This window comes from Sporosarcina contaminans, from assembly GCF_042679045.1.
Classification (GTDB): domain Bacteria; phylum Bacillota; class Bacilli; order Bacillales_A; family Planococcaceae; genus Sporosarcina; species Sporosarcina contaminans.
This window is the reverse complement of sequence record NZ_JBHTLT010000028.1, coordinates 22968-41901: the sequence shown is the minus strand read 5'-3', so window position 1 is coordinate 41901 and position 18934 is coordinate 22968. Positions and strand designations below refer to the sequence as shown.

The following is an 18934-nucleotide window of genomic DNA, read 5'->3' as shown; positions in this document are numbered from 1 at the left end:
AATTTCACCTCATTAGTAGATTTTTTTCCCGCTAAGTGTGGTTGGCTTGACTTCGGGCGGTATTGGGTTAGTATATGGATGGTCCTGTTGATACCTTTGAAATTCTTCTTGGACCTGTTTCAGCTTCTCTTTTGAAGATAAAAGTTCAATTCCAGTCAATGCCATAGCTGATGCAGCGCGCAGCATACCTTTATTGGCGAAACTCGATAAACCTTGCGCTGTCATTTGCCACGTATGTAATGGAGTAGCAAGGGCACTCGTTGCCGCAGTTAATTGTGCGGTAGGGGTTACCCAGCTAACATCTGCAACATCAGTAGAACCATAAAATAGTTCATCTGTAACTGCGTAGTCAGATATAGAATCAGCTACATATTTTCCTTTGAACTCACTACCATCTCCGATATATCCAAATCCTTTCATTAATTCTACAGAGAAATCTTGTTCGTCCTTTGAGAAGGTATCCCATATTTGTTTTCCAAAAGTTTTTTCGTCTTCACTAGGTTCACTAGTTCCAACTATTTTGAGATTTTTATGAAGAAGCTCCTCTAAGCTTCTGTTCGGAATATAATTGGAGCAAGCTTTCATAAATTCAATTGTCAGTTCGGTTTCTGTCATGAGAGCTGCGCCTTCTGCAATTTTGCAAATACGATCGTAAATCCCTTTTACTTGTTCGTTCTTTGGCGCTCGAATTAAGTAAAGAACTTCTGCATGTGGTTGCACAACGGCAGGTGATAAACCGCCAGTGTCGGTAACTGCGTAATGTACTCTGGCATCTTGGATGATATGTTCCCTTAGGTAATTGACCCCTACATTCATTAATTCAACAGCATCCAAAGCGCTGCGGCCTAAGTGCGGAGAGTTGGCAGCATGTGCGGCGATTCCCTTGAAGCGAAAAGCGACCTGGTAGTTTGCGAGTGTTGGTAGGCTCATAATGGCGTTAATTGGAGAAGGGTGCCAAGTTAAAGCCGTATCAACCCCATTGAAAGCGCCTTCACGGACCATAAATGTTTTACCGGAACCACCTTCCTCCCCGGGACAACCATAAAAAACAACCGTTCCTGAAAGTTCATTTACTTCAAGAAAAGCTTTTACAGCACATGCTGCGGCAAATGCCCCGGCGCCAAGTAAATTATGTCCGCATCCATGACCGATATTGGGCTGATCTTCAATACGCTCAGGTATAGAAATGTTCGGTTGTTGATTTAATTCGGGGAGTGCATCGAATTCTCCTAAAAATGCGATGACAGGCTTGCCGTTCCCATAGATAGCTTTGAAAGCAGTTGGTATATTTGCGATATTACGCTCCACTGTAAAGCCCAATTTTTTACATTCATTTGCTAAAAAAGCAGCACATTTATATTCTTCAAAGCGTGTTTCTGGATGGTTATAAATATATTTAGATACTTCTTGAAAATACTCTTTGTTCTTTTCGATATACTCTTGGATGAATGTATGCAATTCAAAACCTCCTATATACTGGTCATTGGAATCATAACGTTAAGAAGTAATGGTCGCTGCTTTTTCAAGAAAAGCGGCAATCAAGGTTGCTCCTTTTAATAAATCATGACAATCGGCATATTCCGATGGATGGTGACTAATTCCTTCACGGCAAGGGATGAACAATAATCCACTTGGCCAGCGCTTAGCCATATTCATGACATCGTGGCCTGCTCCGCTATCTACTATCATTGATGAAAGTCCCAATTCCTTGCATAGATTTGTGAATGTCGTTTGAATTGCTTGATCCAGTTGAATCGGTTCATCATCAACGGTTGTTTTTAGATGCATGGTGACGGATCTCTCAGCTTCTACTTTTTCAATAAACTTTTTTACAGCGCTTACAATTTCTTTTTTTAGTTTTGCACTTGTACTGCGAATATCAATGCCAACGATAACTTCCTCAGGAATCATATTCATAGCGTTTGGACTTGCTTTTATTGTGCTAACTGTCGCCATGAGGGGAGTTGTTTGGCATTCGTTTATTTCAAGTGCAATTTTTTCAATGTAACTTATTAATTGTGCGATGGGAACGAGCGCATCTTGTCGTTCATTCATAGGGGTGGTGCCTGTATGGTTTGTCATGCCATTGCAAGTGATGAACAGCCTAGTTGGCTGGGCAATTGCACGGACAATGCCGATCTCTTTTTGTGCTTTTTCGAGCCGGCTTCCTTGCTCAATATGTAATTCGATGAATTGTTCTAATGAATGTGTTGATAACTCAGCTTCCTCAATATTCCGCCAATTCAAGCCGCAATTATTGACAGCTTCTTCTACCGTAATGCCATTTGCATCTTGGATAGAAGCAACATGATCTTTTTCTAATAACCCGCAAATTGCCTTGCTGCCGATCGTTGAAATACCGAATCTAGCGGATTCCTCACATGCAAAAACAACGATGGCAATATTTTTTGTAGGCATGAATCGTCTTTCTTTAAGCAGTTTTACAGCGGCTAATGCCGCGACTACTCCAGCAACGCCGTCGTAGCCGCCTCCATTATAGACAGTATCTAAATGTGAGCCTGTAGCAATTGTTCCTAAGTGGTCATCCACCTGCCATACAGCCCATTGATTGCCCGCTACATCTTGATAGGTATGCAATCCAAGGCTTTGGGCAATTAAGCGGAATTGCCTCTGTGCTGCTTGTTCTTCTTTCGTGTAGCCTAGTCGGGTAAATCCTTTTGTTTGCTCCATACTTTCCACTAAATTCAGTTGCAGTAAGGCTTTTTTAATCCACTGAAGAAGTTCGTTTTCCATTTAACTCTCCTTTCCGAAAAAAAGGTCGTTGTCCGTAAAACGATAAACATTACTCGGTCTACCCCTCGGTGCAGCCTGGGTCTTATCATGTATTTCGATAATCGCATCCTGTTGTAATTCCGATAGGATCCGACGGGCATTACGTTTTGTGCTTTTGAACCATTGAGCGACGTCCTCGGCTGTGAAATGCGGTTTATTATATTTGCGGGAATACAATGCTATGCGCAACACATCACGGGTATTGGCGTTTTTCAGCTCATACCTTTCTTGCAGTGCACTAGTGATCGCTTCGGTGTTCAGCGTATGCTCTTCGTTTTGTACTTTTTGCGTTATATCATCTTTCGTTTGAACAATGAGCAAGGAAGGCTCCCCGCCCATTTTTAACTGATTGAGTCCATGGCGCGCATGCTGTTCGGCAGCTAAAACAGTTTGTCCGTAGCCGATTGCGAAACCAATTTCTAATTGGTTATGTATCCGAAAGGACGCCATGTTGTTCATTAAGGAAGACTCGATATCTGTATCAATTTCGCCTTTAGTCGTGTAAATGTAGTAAAGCCCATCTGCCACTTCCACGAATGAACCATTCAATCTTTCCGTTAACGTTAGCAAGCTCTTTTTTAAGTCTAAATCTTGGTGTTTCCATTTAAAGAGAGAAGCGTCAATATTCTCATTGGCATTGAGAGCTTGGCATGCGATAACGGCCATACGCAAGTTTTCATAATGCTTCACTTGGGCTCTTTCAATAAGCAGTTCGATCGATAGTTTAATTGAAAAGTAGGAAGGAGTAAGCCTGTAAACAGGGATTGCCTGACGTTTTAATCGATCATATACCCCTCTTGTTGCAGTGATTGCAACCTCCGTCTTTTTGCTCTCGTACAACACTTGATGAATATGTGCAATTTGTTCAGGCTCTTTATCAATCGAAAAAGGAATCGTTTCAAAATGAAGATGATCCATGTCATAAAAAGAAAGGACTTTTTGAATCTCCTCAGCCGTTATATGGTCAATGCTGAACGATTGAAATATCCGTTGTTCCTTTTGCTGAATTTCTAAAAGTTTTCCAAAGAAGCTCGAACCATGCAGCAGAGGAAAGCTTGCCTGTTCTGGCTGTACCAAGCGATGTTTTAATGCGTATGTATGATTCATTACTCCCGAAAACAACCACTGGTCTACAAGCAACTGTCCCTGTTTTATTAAATTTGGCAACTCCTTTACATCCTCATAAATAAAAGGTAGGCACCGCGCACTTGGAAACTCTTCCGCCACTTTTAAAATCTTATCCACAGATTCAGATGGGCCAACTACTCCGATTGTGACAAACAATTCATCTCCTCCTTCACGAAAATGAAATAACAAATATCGATATAAGGAAGATTTCCTTTAAGTTTCCCTATACATTACTATAAAGAATTTTAAAAGTCTACAATATTTTTAAAATTCTTTTTTGTGGTTTGGTGGTTTCTATGAGAAAAGAAAATGACACATAAATAATTGGTGAAAAGAAAACCGTTATAAAGGTTAGAAGGGCAGAGAGCCTATGATATTGGAGGGTGAGTTATGGATTGAGCTTCAAGTTACATAGGCCGAACAGTAAGATGCATCGAAGGTTGCGGAAGAAAGAAAACCGTTCGGAACATTCGGATCGTAACTGCACCATGACAGTGAAAGTAAAATTACTCAAAGATGGGACGATAGTTAAGTGTGATATACGTCACGAATCTAAATAAGACATCGAAAAAGTTGCCTAAGGGCGTAAATACTTAGGCAACTTTAACATTATGAACAATTCTGTGAAATGAGCCTTTTTAACTGAAACTTGTGCTATATTGGTAATTATACAAGGCGGAAGAATGTGGAGGGGGTAAAAGTATGCTAATTGCGCATATTAGAAAGTCGGATTTTGAGGAGCAGAGTGTCCAACAGCATTTAGAAGAAGTAGCCAGTTTAGCACGTCGCTATGGAGAATCAGTGAATTTGGGAGCTTTGTCTGAACTATCTGGCCTGTTGCATGATATGGGGAAATTTACAATACATTTCACGAATTACTTGAAAAAAGCCGTATTGGAGAATGAAATAGCCACTGAGAAAATTGACCATTCAACTGCTGGCGCTAAGTACTTATATGAAAACTTTTACGGACAAAATACTTTGCAAAATCTTGTAGTAGAAACTATAGGGATGGGGATTCTATCCCATCATTCCGGCATGCAAAACTTTGTTCAGCCTGATTTTAAACCATCGGATTTTGTCAGGCGTGTAACCAATGACAAATTACCCTACTATAAAGAAGTCGTGCGGAATTTTGAAGGTATCCAGGGAAATAAAGAAAGAGTCCAATCTCTTGTGTCCGAAGCAATTGAAGAAATGGAGGGTTTTCTTCGCACGGTTAAGCCACACGGGGATTTGTACACCTATTTAGCTCTAATGCAAAAGCTTGTTTTTAGCTGTCTGATCGATGCTGACCGTACAAATACAAGATGTTTTGAAGAAGCTGAATCTGTCTTAGATTCGAATTTTCAATCTCTATTTAAAGAGGGATATGAGAATCTTATGAAAACGGTTATCCGTTTTCGGAAAAGTGAAAAGCCGATAAACCAATTGCGCAATGAGATGTCTGAAGAGTGTGATATCATCGCGTTAGAATGCTCTGCAATTCGTACATTATCTATCCCGACAGGCGGAGGAAAGACATTTGCCAGCCTTCGTTACGCTTTAAAACACGCACTTGAATTTAATAAGTCTAAGATCATTTATATTGTTCCCTACACGACGATTCTTGAACAGAATGCACAAGCTGTAAGGGATATTATCGACCGGCAAGACGCTGTTTTAGAACATCATGCGAATGTGATTGATGATACTGCGTTGGACAACGAAACGGATTTTTACGATTCGGACGTGCATAAAAAGATGCAACTCGGTAGGGATAATTGGGAATATCCGATCATCTTTACAACGATGGTCCAATTTTTGGATACGTTTTATCAAAAAGGAACGAGGAAAGGAAGACGTCTCCATAGTCTAACGAATGCGGTCCTTGTCTTTGATGAAGTCCAGACTGTACCATTCCAGCATCAGTCATTATTTAGTGCAGCTATAAATTTTCTTCAAACCGTTGGAAAGAGCAGTATTTTGCTTTGCACAGCTACCCAGCCGGCATTGGATCGAATTGAACCTGCAATAAGACTGCCAGAGAAAGCGGAAATCGTGCCTGATCTTGTGGGTGCGGTAAAAGCTTTTGAAAGGGTTTCAATTACTTCTAAAGTTGAATCTGAAGGATGGGGAGCGGAAAAAATTGCTGAATTTACTGAAGATCTTTTAGAGGAAAATAGTTCAGTTCTAGTAATTTTAAATACAAAGACTGCAGTCCGAAACGTCTATAAGTTGTTAAAGGAAAATGAGGACGTTTTCGTAGTCCATTTAAGCACTTCGATGTGTCCGGCACACAGAAAGCGAAAATTAGAGGAAATACGCGAACGATTGGGAAAGGAAAAAGTGGTCTGTATTAGCACGCAACTGATTGAGGCGGGGGTAGATATTAGTTTTGAGGCAGTGGTTCGTTCACTTGCAGGTCTCGATTCAATTGCTCAAGCTGCAGGCAGGTGCAACCGAAATGCTGAAAAGTTAAGGGGCAATGTCTATATAGTACGTGCAAAAGATGAAAGCCTTTCAAAATTGCCTGAAATTCGGATTGGTGGGGAAGTGACGGAAAACTATATCCTTTCCAATCCAGAATTTAGAGGTCAACTTTTAGGTCCGAAAGCAATCGAGACATACTTCTCCCACTTTTTTGAGCAAGCAGAGAGAGAAATACAGATTGCTCCAAAAGGATTGAATCATCCGCTCTATCACTTATTGAACGGAAAAGCGGCCGCGATGCAAAATCCGAAAACTCGGTCCCTGGGAATGTTTAAAACGATTGAACAATATTTTGAAGCGATTGATTCCCCGACAACTGCAGTTATTGTTCCATACGAGGATGGAGAGAAAATCATAGCTGATTTGAATGATAATCACTATGACTTAACATTATTTAACGAACGCATTAAACAAGCGCAGCAATATAGTGTCAATTTATATCAGCATGAATTGCGTAAACTGAGCGAGACGGGTTTAATCCAACCACTTTTTGACGGTTCAATCTATTGTCTAAAGGAAAAAGCGTATGATCTTTCCTATGGTGTGTCCTTGGACGGGCTTGCCAAAGTGGAGTCTTATACATTTTAAGGAGGTGAAGAAGAAGTTGCGAAATCAAATCGAATTCGTTGTTCATGGGAAATATGGTTTATTTACGGATCCTATTAGCCGTATTGGTGGAGAAAAATTTACTTATCAAATTCCGACGTATGAAGCATTGAAAGGAATTACTGAGTCTATTTATTGGAAACCGACTATCGTCTGGTACATCGATGAAGTGCGTATTATGAATCCCATCCAGACAGAAGTGAAAGCTGTTCGACCAACCAAATATCATGAAGATGGGAATGACTTGATGTATTACACGTATTTGAGAGAACCGAAGTATCAAGTGCGTGCGCATTTTGAATTCAATGAAAATCGTCCGGATCTATCTTATGACCGCAACGAACACAAGCACCATAACATTGCGAAAAGGTCGGTTGAACGTGGGGGACGTCGTGATATTTATTTGGGTACTAGAGAATGCCAAGGCTATGTTGAGTCTTGTTCATTTGGTGAAGGGAAAGGATATTATGATGGCTATGGTGAAATTAGTTTTGGCCATATGTTCCATGGATTCACTTATCCGGATGAAGGCGATGGAGAAACGTTTCAAGCTCGTCTTTGGAATCCTACGATGAAGGATGGCATTATTCGTTTTGATAGACCGGAAGAGTGTAATATCATTCGAACAATTCATAAAGAGCCGATGAAAAAATTTGAAAGAGGAGTCAATTTTACTTCTGTTGATGAGGAATACGAATCTCTATTTAAGGAGGTTGACCGATGAGCTGGATGGAAGAACTGAACAATGTCTATGGCCGAAACCAAACGCGTGTCGGAGAATTTGAAGAAAGACGCAATCAGCGCATGACGTTGCTGCCGGTGTCGCATGTCATGCAAAGTGCGCAAATCGAAGTGCTTCTGACAGCGGAAGGTGAATTTCTCAACGCAAAGGTCATTGAGAAAGAAAATGCCAGAACAATTGTGCCGGCAACACCAAGTTCTGCAAACCGAAGCAACAGTAGTGCCCCGCATTTTCTTCATGACAAATTAGTCTATGTAGCTGGAGATTTTACAAAATTTGGAGGGGATCCAAAATATAAGGAGCATCATCCTGATTATCTGAAGCAAATGAAGGCGTGGAATGATTCGCCCCTCACGAATCGGAAAGTGCGGGCAATCTACCGCTATGTTTCCAAAGGTAGGTTGATAGAAGATTTAATAGATGCACATATCCTTCCGACGAACGAAAGGGGGAAGATATTAGAGAAGTGGCCTGCGAGCTCGAAAGAAGAAAAGCCTATGATTTATAAAGTCGTAACTGGCGATGCATCGACTGCATTTGTTCGGTTTGATGTCTATCATGAAACTGCAAATGATCCTGTCGTTTGGGAGGATAGGGAGCTTTTTCGGTCGTTCATTGAATTCCTGGAACATTATCAAGAAGCAGAAAAGGGGATTTGTTATGTTACGGGGGAAAAAGTTGGTTTAACAACTCGGCACGGTTCAAGAATCCGAAATGCTGGGGATATGTCGAAATTGATCTCTGCGAATGATGATAAAGGTTTTACATATCGCGGCAGATTTGCAAAACCGACCGAAGCTGTTCAAATTGGGTATGAGACTTCGCAAAAAGCGCATCACGCACTTAGATGGCTAATTCAAAGGCAAGGGACATATGTAGATACACGGTATTTCGTGGCATTTGGAATTGAACATGCGGATGTAGCGTCTCCTTTTGCAAGTACGCGTGAATTGATTGAACAGGAGAACACTGAATGGGATGATCTTTTCACTTCTGAATTCGATTCATTAAAAAACGACATTGCTCGCACGGAGGAACTCGTAGCAGGTGAACTGAATAAGGCGATCCAGGGAATGCGCCATTCATTGAAGAAAGAGGATTTGGAAGACATAATCGTAATGGCTCTTGATGCGGCAACAACGGGCAGATTGGCTATAGTTTATTACCAACGAATTGAGGCGGATCTTTTCTATGATGCTATTCAGGAATGGCATCATACATGCCGTTGGTTGCAAAGTCATAAAGATGCCAAAACAAATAAAATTCATTCTTTTGTTGGAACACCGTCCACCTATCGGATTGCAGAGGCCGTCTACGGCAGCAAGGCGGATAGCAGAATAAAGAAAGAACTCTATACACGTTTGCTCCCGTGCATTGTCGAACGGAAACGGTTGCCGAACGACATTGTGCGGATCATCTTCAATCGTGTGAAAAATCCATTCAGTTTTACCAATTCGACAGAATCTTGGAATGCAACTGTAAATATCGCATGCGCATTGACTGCAAAATATTACGAAGAGGAGGGATATGGCGTGGCTTTAATGGAAGAAAACAACCAAAGGGATTATTTGTTTGGCCGGCTATTAGGTTTAGCTGAAGTAATGGAAAGCAGGATTTTAAAAGAGCGGGATGAAAAGAGAGCAACAAATGCTACCCGATATTTCAATGCGTTCACCCAACATCCTGCACGGACTTGGCTCGTGATCCGAAAGCAATTGACTCCGTACTTTCAACGTTCATGGGGTAATGCGGGGTATTTCAGTATGTTAATCCAAAAAATCGAGGATCGGCTGACCAATGAACAAATGACAGATGATCCACTCGGTCCAATATTTTTACTTGGATATAGTAGTCAAATACAGGAATTGTATACAAAGAAAGGGGAAAAAGAACATGTCGACACTGAATCATAAGATTGACTTCGCAGTTGTATTTACTGTAAATAAAGCGAATCCGAACGGAGACCCGCTAAATGGAAATCGCCCAAGGCAAGACTTTAATGGACATGGTGAAATTTCAGACGTAGCTATTAAAAGGAAAATTAGAAACCGCTTACAAGATGAAGGTGTTCCAATTCTTGTGCAATCTGACGAAAGACGCTCTGATTCTTATCGGAGTATTAAAGATCGAGCTGAATCTGTTGAAGAATTAAAGAAATTACTATCCAAGGCAAAAGCCACAGGTGCCGATGAGCAAACGGCGGAAGCGATAGCATGTGAAACTTGGTATGATGTCAGGGCTTTTGGACAAGTATTTGCATTCAAAGGAACAAAAATGTCGATTGGAGTAAGGGGACCAGTTTCAATTCATACCGCTACAAGTATTGAACCTGTGGATGTGACGAGTATGCAGATAACAAAAAGTGTCAACTCCGTAACGAATGAAAAAGATCCGAGCCAAAAAACTTCCGATACAATGGGTATGAAGCACCGAGTAGATTTCGGGGTGTATGTGTGCTATGGAAGCATTAATCCGCAACTTGCTGAACGAACAGGTTTTAGCAAGGAAGATGCAGAAATGCTAAAGGAAGTCTTGAAGACATTATTCGCCAACGATGCCTCCTCTGCTCGACCGGATGGAAGTATGGAAGTAAATAAATTATTGTGGTGGGAACATAACTCCAAGCTTGGACAGTATTCTTCTGCTGCAGTGCACCGTTCGTTAAAAGTGGAAAAAGTGAAAAACGAATTCCCGGCAACAATTGAAAATTACCGAATTGTCGCAACTCCTCTCGAAGGATTGTCTGTTGAGGAATATGATGGGCTATGACGAAGAAGAATTTCTAATGCTCTCCGGCCTTCAACATTTTGTTTTTTGTAGAAGACAATGGGCGCTGATTCATATCGAGCAAATGTGGGAGGATAATGTTTTAACAGTAGAAGGAAATTTGCTGCATGAGAAAGTGGATGATCCTTTTACTCGGGAAAAAAGAGGGGATACATTATATGTCCGGGCGATGCCTATTCATTCAAGAGTTTTGGGCATTTCGGGTATTTGCGATATGGTTGAGTTTACTAAAAGTGACGAAGGCATCTCACTTCAGGGGGAAAAAGGAAAATTTATTCCGAAACCAATCGAGTATAAACGGGGAAAGCCGAAAAATCATGATGCAGACATAATGCAACTTACCGCTCAAGTCATGTGTTTAGAAGAGATGCTTAGTATAAAGATTGAGGAAGCTTCGTTTTATTACCATGAAGTCAGAAGACGCGAGCCACGGCAGATTACTGAAGAGATGAGAGAGAAGGTCGTCGATATGACTAATGAGATGCATCAGTATTATAGACGGCGTTTTACTCCGCGCGTAAAAACTGGAAAGCACTGTAACAACTGTTCGCTTCGGCATAAGTGTATGCCTAATCTATTAGAACGGGAAAAAGTTTCTACTTATATGAAAAGGATGTTGGCGGATTGAAAAATTTGCTGAATACCGTATATGTATCAGATCCGGAAATTTACCTATCACTAAAAGGACAAAATCTTAACTTGTTGAAAGAGAATGAAACAGTTGCGCGCATTCCATTGCACAATATTGAAGCAATTAGTACGTTTGGTCATCAGGGGGCAAGCCCGGCTTTGATGAGTGAGTGCATGAAACAAAATATAAGTATATCATTCTTTTCAAGCAATGGTAGATTCCGTGGGAGAGTTATAGGAGAGGTGAATGGAAACGTCACACTTCGAAAAAAACAATATCGCATATCGGAAGATGAAGAAAAAAGTGCGAAAATAGCAAGGCATATGATTGTCGGTAAGATTTTCAATTGTGAACAAATATTAAAGAGAACAGTAAGAGATCATGCGTTACGCGTTGATACGAATAAGGTTATGAAAGCTATTGATCGATTGAAAGTTTCAAGATCCGAGGCGGGAAATTGCACAAGTTTGGATGCGTTAAGAGGCATAGAAGGAAATGCTGCAAGTGTATATTATAGTGCATTCGAGGAATGCATTCTTAATCAAAAAGAGGTTTTTTATTTTAATAACCGTAATAGAAGACCACCGCTTGACCCCGTAAATGCGATGCTTTCATTTTCCTACTCCCTTCTTGCATCCGAAACTGCCGCTTCGCTTGAGGGGGTAGGGCTGGATTCATATGTGGGTTTTTTACATCGGGATCGACCAGGTCGTACGTCACTGGCGCTTGATGTAATGGAAGAATTAAGGCCAATTGTTGCTGATCGGTTTGTTCTGAAAATGATAAATAGGCAGCAAATAACGAAGAAGGATTTTATTGTAAAGGAAAATAAGGCGGTTATTTTAACAGAAGATGCACGTAAAAACTTTTTGCAGTTGTGGCAAAAAGAAAAACAAGAAACAATTACACACCCGTTTCTAAAAGAAAAAATACAATGGGGGCTTATTCCACATGTCCAAGCATTGTTGTTAGCTCGTTATCTTCGCGGTGATTTGGATGCCTATCCTCCCATTTTGATAAGGTAGGTGTTTTAGTTTGCTTGTACTTGTCACATACGATGTACAGACACAAACGGAAAGTGGAAAAAGGCGGTTAAGAAAGGTTGCAAAGAAATGTGAAGAATACGGAGTTCGTGTGCAGAACTCCGTATTTGAATGTATAGTTGACACTACCCAATTACGACAGTTGGAAATAGCCTTGGAGAAAATTATTGACCCAAATGTTGATAGTTTACGCTATTACCGAATAGGAAAAAAATATGATACAAAAGTAAGACATGTTGGTGCAAAACCTGCAATTAAAGTTGAAGACCCTCTTATTTTCTAATGCGCGAACCATAAGTGAACATGAAATCCCTAGGAGGTTCGCGCAAAGAAATTGTTCAAAAAGGAAAGAAACGGAAAAAGTATGTTGAAAAATAAAAAGCTTTTTCATATTCACTACAATATATAGTGAATATGAAGTAGAATTTTCATTATGTTGCGGTCGCTCTCTATATGAGAGCGTGGATTGAAATTCGGCGCAAGAGGTACGGATTATTGCGTCGGTATCGGTCGCTCTCTATATGAGAGCGTGGATTGAAATACAAGGGTCGTAAAACAGCTACGGGAGCAATGTATGTCGCTCTCTATATGAGAGCGTGGATTGAAATGCTATATTTTCTACGCTTCTGTTTTGCTCTCTTTTGTCGCTCTCTATATGAGAGCGTGGATTGAAATTCCCATTTCCGCATCTGCTTCCGCCTGTCCTTCTTGTCGCTCTCTATATGAGAGCGTGGATTGAAATTGCAGGCGACATAAACTCAGTACGCTTCATGCGTTCGTCGCTCTCTATATGAGAGCGTGGATTGAAATCGCGCGACAGTAGCAACTGTCACTTGGCGCGCCTGTCGCTCTCTATATGAGAGCGTGGATTGAAATGACGACCGGATTCTTGAGGACGTTATTCGTTTCAAGTCGCTCTCTATATGAGAGCGTGGATTGAAATTCCCACCGCCGGCTTGCGTTGTAGATTGCGTCTGGTCGCTCTCTATATGAGAGCGTGGATTGAAATAATTTCCGTCATCTTGGCGCGTTCGGCTTCGGCTTGTCGCTCTCTATATGAGAGCGTGGATTGAAATGTCAAGTATCGGATAATTACCGGGCGCATCATACGGTCGCTCTCTATATGAGAGCGTGGATTGAAATGTAGACTTCGAGCTGCTTGCCTTCGAATAGCTTGCGTCGCTCTCTATATGAGAGCGTGGATTGAAATAATACAGCAAAGTATCAGTATACAACGATTATGGCGTCGCTCTCTATATGAGAGCGTGGATTGAAATATTCAACGCTTTTCTGTATTCCGCATCAATGTTTGTCGCTCTCTATATGAGAGCGTGGATTGAAATAATTGGTAGGGAGTAAAGGAACTGACTATGAAGGGGTCGCTCTCTATATGAGAGCGTGGATTGAAATTTTTTAACTATTTTGTCGGATTTTAACTTTTTTTCGTCGCTCTCTATATGAGAGCGTGGATTGAAATACACGGTCATAATATGCATTTATGGTATCATCTGTCGCTCTCTATATGAGAGCGTGGATTGAAATCAAACCAATTTGTTTTTTCATTCCGTAATCTCGCAGCGTCGCTCTCTATATGAGAGCGTGGATTGAAATAACGAATGCCCCTTTTTCTTTCCAGAAATTAAATGTCGCTCTCTATANCGTCGCTCTCTATATGAGAGCGTGGATTGAAATATACCTATCCGGTCTAAAATCTTTTGAATTTGTAGTCGCTCTCTATATGAGAGCGTGGATTGAAATAATTTCTCACCTTTAGTGACAACATCGCGAATAAGTCGCTCTCTATATGAGAGCGTGGATTGAAATGTGTGAGCTACAATCCGATTAAAATAATCGCTTTGGTCGCTCTCTATATGAGAGCGTGGATTGAAATAACACATCATCGGGTACATCGACCATATCAGCCAGCGTCGCTCTCTATATGAGAGCGTGGATTGAAATGGCGAGTTCGTTGCTTATTCGTTGATTGCGCTATTGTCGCTCTCTATATGAGAGCGTGGATTGAAATAGCGTAAAAAATGAAAATAGATTCGGCATTTTTTTCGTCGCTCTCTATATGAGAGCGTGGATTGAAATTTTTTACCCTCGGGCGAATCGATCGTGTCATTATGTCGCTCTCTATATGAGAGCGTGGATTGAAATTACCATTTCCAAATCCGAGATACCAAAAAGGTCCTTTGTCGCTCTCTATATGAGAGCGTGGATTGAAATATTTTAACCCCTCCGATTTGTTTAGTTTACCTGCTGTCTGGATAGGCTACACTTAGATGGACAGAAAAATTAAGGTCTTGTAGAATACAACTAATAGAAATGAGGAGACTACAATGACCGAAAAAAGAACAAGAAGATCCTTTACCCAAGAATTCAAAAAGCAAATGGTTCAGCTTTATGAAAATGGTAAGCCAAGAGCGGATATTATCCGCGAATATGAGTTGACACCTTCAGCCTTTGATAAATGGGTGAAACAATCACAGAACAGTGGTTCTTTCCGTGAAAAGGACAACCGTACACCGGAAGAGAAGGAGCTTATCCGGCTCCGGAAAGAGATTCAACAACTTCGGATGGAGAACGATATTTTAAAGCAAGCAGCGCTGATCATGGGACGAAAATAGATGTAATCCGCAATAACTCTCACCTCTATTCGGTATCAGCAATGTGCGACGTCCTCAATATTCCAAGGAGTACCTATTACTCTCAAACCCAAGCTAAAACCCAAGTGAAAAAAGATGAACAAGAACTGGTACAACTAATCCGGGAAATCTTCTTCTCAAATCGGAAAAATTTCGGAACTCGAAAAATTAAAGTCGAACTAAAGAAGAAGGGTTATATTGTCTCCAGAAGGCGGATCGGCCGCATTATGTCCGAACAAGGGCTTGTTTCGAATTATACTGTTATCCAATTCAAACCGCATAAAAGCAAGTGTAATGAAGAAAAAGTTGGAAACGTCCTGAACCGGGAATTTACTGGCCGAGAAGAACTCGCTGCTGTTGTCAGCGACCTGACCTATGTGCGAGTGGGCCACAAATGGCATTATGTTTGTCTGTTCACGGATCTATTTAATCGAGAAATTATCGGCTATAGTGCTGGTCCGAACAAGGACGCTCAGCTGGTCTATAAAGCATTGTCGGGTATCGACCGTCCGCTCAATACAATTCAACTGTTTCACACTGACCGCGGTAGCGAATTTGATAATCAACTAATCAACGAAGTGTTGGAAACATTCAACATCAAGCGATCACTGAGCATGAAAGGATGCCCTTATGATAATGCGGTTGCCGAGGCGATGTTCAATGTAGTTAAGACGGAATTTATCAAGCAAATGCGATTTGAAAGTCAACAGCAACTGGATCTGGAACTTGATGATTATGTTAACTGGTACAACAAATTTCGAATACACGGCACCCTTGGTTATCTGACACCGATGGAATACCGCAAGGCTGCCGCAGGGAGTTAAGCAGATATCGTGCAAGGGATGTTGCGACTTTACAGTGAGGGGCGGGCATGATAACTTTGGCAGGATGAGCCGGATCTCTTTGAAGCTGGCGTCCTGGCTCGGAAGTCATGCCCGTAGAGGCTCGCTGTCAAGTCGCAACTGCAAACGCAGGCAGACCTTAAAACTTTTGTGCAGTTTAGTGTTGACAATCCAGTCGCTCTCTATATGAGAGCGTGGATTGAAATGCACCTCGAAAACACTCATAATGTTACCATCGTGGTCGCTCTCTATATGAGAGCGTGGATTGAAATTTCTTTATGTTTGGCAATAGTGAGCGTGCATGGGTCGCTCTCTATATGAGAGCGTGGATTGAAATTTTTGTACCGGGTATGTTTATACTTGGTGTTAAAGTCGCTCTCTATATGAGAGCGTGGATTGAAATTGATTTCTTCACCACCCAAACGCTTTACGAATGGGGTCGCTCTCTATATGAGAGCGTGGATTGAAATCATTTGTCGCTGATACGTTTAATGTCGAATATCAAGTCGCTCTCTATATGAGAGCGTGGATTGAAATAAATACCTCCGATGGGCTTCGTAGCCGCCATACGCGTCGCTCTCTATATGAGAGCGTGGATTGAAATTTAGGAACAGTAGATGTGGAGCTTCCTTCATTGGAGTCGCTCTCTATATGAGAGCGTGGATTGAAATAGTGGCAAGACGGCATACCGAAAAATCCGCGAGAGTCGCTCTCTATATGAGAGCGTGGATTGAAATAATCAGTGGGCAACGTTTACAATTTCTACCCTCTGTCGCTCTCTATATGAGAGCGTGGATTGAAATATTAGATCGTTGGTAAAATCTATTAAAATACATGTCGCTCTCTATATGAGAGCGTGGATTGAAATGCCGAGAGCTTGTAAATACCGCACCCACTGTTCCGTCGCTCTCTATATGAGAGCGTGGATTGAAATATATAAGAAGGAAACAGCTCACTTTGAATACTTTGTCGCTCTCTATATGAGAGCGTGGATTGAAATGTTTCGCGTCTTTTGTTCGTGTAGCAAAATGCCGAGTCGCTCTCTATATGAGAGCGTGGATTGAAATAGATGCATCCCAAACAGGCAGACGGCTCATTGCCCGTCGCTCTCTATATGAGAGCGTGGATTGAAATTGTATTACAATGATGGTTCTTTAGTGTTTGACGAACGTCGCTCTCTATATGAGAGCGTGGATTGAAATGAAACCGAAGAAACTATTCTTGATCCAGACGATAGTCGCTCTCTATATGAGAGCGTGGATTGAAATAAATGTGATTTGAGGAAAGGTAATTGAAATGGCGTTGTTACGTGTGCGATATGCATGGTTTGAACTGTTTTATTCAGATGGATACCTGTTTTGGGGTCACTTCATTATCGTTTATGGAAATTGGAACGGAAAAATGGAGGCTGCAAAACCCGCAGATAAGTTTTGTGACAAGTACTACAACTACATGGCTAAAAGAGCGCGTAACGTAGTTCATCTCCTAAATATAGGAAATACCTTTACATACGCGCACATTTACATGGAATCGCTCAATTCTATCAATTCTTTGATTGCCAGTTCCACAATTCCACATTGCCTAATTGTTCGCCTTGAATAAATGATACATCCTGCAGTTTTAACAGTTCTTTTACGGGTCCTGTGACAACAGCTCCATATACAGTAAATCCGTTTTCCTGTAAATACTGATATTTTTGTTCTAAATGGCTTAATCCTAAAAATTGCTCATAATAACTCGATGACTTGTTTAAAAGGTTTTCAATGTTTTTTAGCATTAATTGTTCACTTTCAATAAGAGATTCCTTATCCAATCGAAGGATTCGCATCGACTCATGAAAATTCTCATTGTGATCATTTCCTCCGGTTAGCCCAAAGGGAGAAACTATGAGTGATTTATCGCCGCCACTACTCCATTCATACGGTTCATAATCTACAAACTCGCCTGTATATAATGGCATCCATAATACATGTAAATCGTATTTTTCCAAAGCGTCAATGAGTTGTTTGGATTCCATAAACCGATTTGTTGAAAAAGCCAATTCTCCAACTGTTCCTTCAGGAAGCATAGATAATGTTTCCCATACATTCGGCCAAGTATTGCCTTCCAATTGTTTATCTGTACGAGGATCTACAGGCAGTGAAAATGAAAATTCATTCACTTGCTTTAGCCCGGGATGCGTCAATTGAATAGTTGATCGACCAATAAGACGTTTTGCTACCTTCGCTTGGCCAATGACTTTGTCGTAATTCCCTACTTTTTTAATCAAATTATATGATAATTTCTTTGTTCCAAATAACGTCATCTCTTCATCTGTAAAATTAAGATCCCCTCTTACATTTGGTATAGTCCAATCGATTGATAGCTTAGAGTAATAGGCGTTTTCATCCGCTATATGTAGTTTATCTGCAGCAAAGTTTATTGAAAGTATGTACCCGCTATAAATCAAAAACAGTAACAATAATATACGAAGAATTCGAAATGTTAATGTGAAACGGGATTTCTTGAGTATCCGTTTCTCCAAATCGCTATTCCATTCTGTCATACTGCCATCCCTCCTTGTCGGCAATGGTTGCTAAGCGCTTCCTTGCCCGATGAAGTGTTATTTTCACTTGGTCAACCGTCAGCTGCAATGCTTCAGATATTTCCTTATAGCTAAATTCCTCGTACTCTCGTAAATAAATAATGGAGCGATAATGCTCGGGTAAGTATTTTAATAGCTCTTCAAGTTGTTCGTTCCGTTCCTCTGTCAAAATGGATTCCTCTGGAAGCCCGTACGGACTAATCATTTCTTTTTTCACTGAAAAGGCAGATAGGAAGGGGATTGACCGCCTTTTCTGTTGTTTGCGCCACTCATCTAAATATGCATTGCGCGCAACTTTAAATAACCAAGCACGGGCTTCTTCTTCCTCATAAGTGTGCAAATGAATAGTCGCACGGACAAATGTTTCTTGTGTTAAGTCCTCCGAAAGCTGCTTCGAATCGCATAACTGCTTATACAGATTTCCTAATTGCTGTCGTTTACTTTGCATTTTGCCCCCCTCTTTACTCGTCTCGTTATTAACACGTATATATATGTGAAATGTTACAGTTATTGTGAAAAATATTAATCTATGTTGATTTTGGGAGCACTTTTATGAAGAGTAGCTGATTGGAAACAATGAACTCCGTTCATTCATAACAATACGCAACCTTTATTGGAACATCAAATAGGTATAAAAATATCCCTGTATAAGCCGATT

Annotated in this window: 13 protein-coding genes and 2 CRISPR repeat arrays; of the genes, 8 read left to right on the top strand and 5 right to left on the bottom strand. The window is 40.9% G+C overall.

Going from position 1 to position 18934, the window contains the following annotated elements; genetic code table 11:
- Positions 1–12: 12 nt before the first annotated feature.
- Genes ACFQ38_RS06035 through ACFQ38_RS06025 form a run of 3 tightly spaced genes read right to left on the bottom strand, consistent with a single transcriptional unit; the run spans position 13 to position 4077 of the window.
- Complete coding sequence (locus tag ACFQ38_RS06035) at positions 13–1458, bottom strand: M20 family metallopeptidase (RefSeq protein ID WP_336824612.1); 1446 nt, start codon at positions 1456–1458, stop codon at positions 13–15.
- Between the two features lie 39 nt (positions 1459–1497).
- A complete protein-coding gene (locus ACFQ38_RS06030; protein ID WP_381480060.1) occupies positions 1498–2754 on the bottom strand; it encodes a Zn-dependent hydrolase in 1257 nt (418 codons plus the stop codon).
- Positions 2755–4077, bottom strand: coding sequence for a hypothetical protein (locus ACFQ38_RS06025; protein ID WP_381480059.1), 1323 nt, complete (start codon positions 4075–4077; stop codon positions 2755–2757).
- 546 nt (positions 4078–4623) lie between these two features.
- Between ACFQ38_RS06025 and cas3 the strand changes: the two genes are divergently transcribed.
- From cas3 to ACFQ38_RS05985, 8 genes are all read left to right on the top strand, one after another.
- The gene (cas3, locus tag ACFQ38_RS06020; protein WP_381480058.1) at positions 4624–6981 is read left to right on the top strand and encodes a CRISPR-associated helicase Cas3'; all 2358 of its coding nucleotides are present in this window, start codon (positions 4624–4626) and stop codon (positions 6979–6981) included.
- Between the two features lie 16 nt (positions 6982–6997).
- Complete coding sequence (gene cas5c / locus ACFQ38_RS06015) at positions 6998–7723, top strand: type I-C CRISPR-associated protein Cas5c (RefSeq protein ID WP_381480056.1); 726 nt, start codon at positions 6998–7000, stop codon at positions 7721–7723.
- A complete protein-coding gene (cas8c, locus tag ACFQ38_RS06010) occupies positions 7720–9654 on the top strand; it encodes a type I-C CRISPR-associated protein Cas8c/Csd1 (protein ID WP_381480055.1) in 1935 nt (644 codons plus the stop codon). Before cas5c ends, cas8c begins: the two co-directional genes overlap by 4 nt.
- Entirely contained in the window at positions 9635–10510 is an 876-nt protein-coding gene (gene cas7c, locus ACFQ38_RS06005) for a type I-C CRISPR-associated protein Cas7/Csd2 (RefSeq protein WP_381480053.1), read from the top strand. The genes cas8c and cas7c overlap by 20 nt, the downstream gene beginning before the upstream one ends.
- On the top strand, positions 10497–11156 hold the full coding sequence (cas4, locus tag ACFQ38_RS06000; protein WP_381480079.1) for a CRISPR-associated protein Cas4: 660 nt from the start codon (positions 10497–10499) through the stop codon (positions 11154–11156). The genes cas7c and cas4 overlap by 14 nt, the downstream gene beginning before the upstream one ends.
- On the top strand, positions 11153–12184 hold the full coding sequence (gene cas1c, locus ACFQ38_RS05995; protein WP_381480052.1) for a type I-C CRISPR-associated endonuclease Cas1c: 1032 nt from the start codon (positions 11153–11155) through the stop codon (positions 12182–12184). Before cas4 ends, cas1c begins: the two co-directional genes overlap by 4 nt.
- A 10-nt stretch (positions 12185–12194) precedes the next feature.
- Positions 12195–12485 carry a CRISPR-associated endonuclease Cas2 gene (cas2, locus tag ACFQ38_RS05990; protein WP_381480050.1) on the top strand — a complete coding sequence of 97 codons (291 nt, stop codon included), beginning with the start codon at positions 12195–12197 and terminating at the stop codon, positions 12483–12485.
- A 158-nt stretch (positions 12486–12643) separates the two neighbouring features.
- A CRISPR array of direct repeats spans positions 12644–14431; the repeat unit is 32 nt; unit sequence GTCGCTCTCTATATGAGAGCGTGGATTGAAAT.
- Positions 14432–14544: 113 nt separating this feature from the next.
- Positions 14545–15674, top strand: a protein-coding gene (locus ACFQ38_RS05985; RefSeq protein ID WP_336825706.1) for an IS3 family transposase whose coding sequence is annotated in 2 segments (ribosomal slippage) — positions 14545–14797 and positions 14797–15674 — 1131 coding nt in all. Because the reading frame shifts where the segments join, the coding sequence is not laid out codon by codon here.
- A gap of 192 nt (positions 15675–15866) precedes the next feature.
- Positions 15867–16960: direct repeats of the CRISPR family, unit length 32 nt; unit sequence GTCGCTCTCTATATGAGAGCGTGGATTGAAAT.
- 275 nt (positions 16961–17235) lie between these two features.
- Here ACFQ38_RS05985 and ACFQ38_RS05980 read toward each other — a convergent pair.
- Both ACFQ38_RS05980 and ACFQ38_RS05975 read right to left on the bottom strand, forming a co-directional pair.
- On the bottom strand, positions 17236–18237 hold the full coding sequence (locus ACFQ38_RS05980; protein WP_381480049.1) for an anti-sigma factor: 1002 nt from the start codon (positions 18235–18237) through the stop codon (positions 17236–17238).
- Positions 18221–18724, bottom strand: coding sequence for a sigma-70 family RNA polymerase sigma factor (locus ACFQ38_RS05975; RefSeq protein ID WP_381480048.1), 504 nt, complete (start codon positions 18722–18724; stop codon positions 18221–18223). Before ACFQ38_RS05975 ends, ACFQ38_RS05980 begins: the two co-directional genes overlap by 17 nt.
- Between the last annotated feature and the right edge of the window lie 210 nt (positions 18725–18934).

Excerpts from the sequence above, each read along its gene's own strand:
- ACFQ38_RS06030 (WP_381480060.1), bottom strand. The coding sequence starts at position 2,754 with ATGGAAAACGAACTTCTTCAGTGGATTAAAAAAGCCTTACTGCAACTG.
- cas3 (WP_381480058.1), top strand. The coding sequence starts at position 4,624 with ATGCTAATTGCGCATATTAGAAAGTCGGATTTTGAGGAGCAGAGTGTC.
- cas8c (WP_381480055.1), top strand. The coding sequence starts at position 7,720 with ATGAGCTGGATGGAAGAACTGAACAATGTCTATGGCCGAAACCAAACG.
- cas7c (WP_381480053.1), top strand. The coding sequence starts at position 9,635 with ATGTCGACACTGAATCATAAGATTGACTTCGCAGTTGTATTTACTGTA.
- cas4 (WP_381480079.1), top strand. The coding sequence starts at position 10,497 with ATGATGGGCTATGACGAAGAAGAATTTCTAATGCTCTCCGGCCTTCAA.
- ACFQ38_RS05980 (WP_381480049.1), bottom strand. The coding sequence starts at position 18,237 with ATGACAGAATGGAATAGCGATTTGGAGAAACGGATACTCAAGAAATCC.
- ACFQ38_RS05975 (WP_381480048.1), bottom strand. The coding sequence starts at position 18,724 with ATGCAAAGTAAACGACAGCAATTAGGAAATCTGTATAAGCAGTTATGC.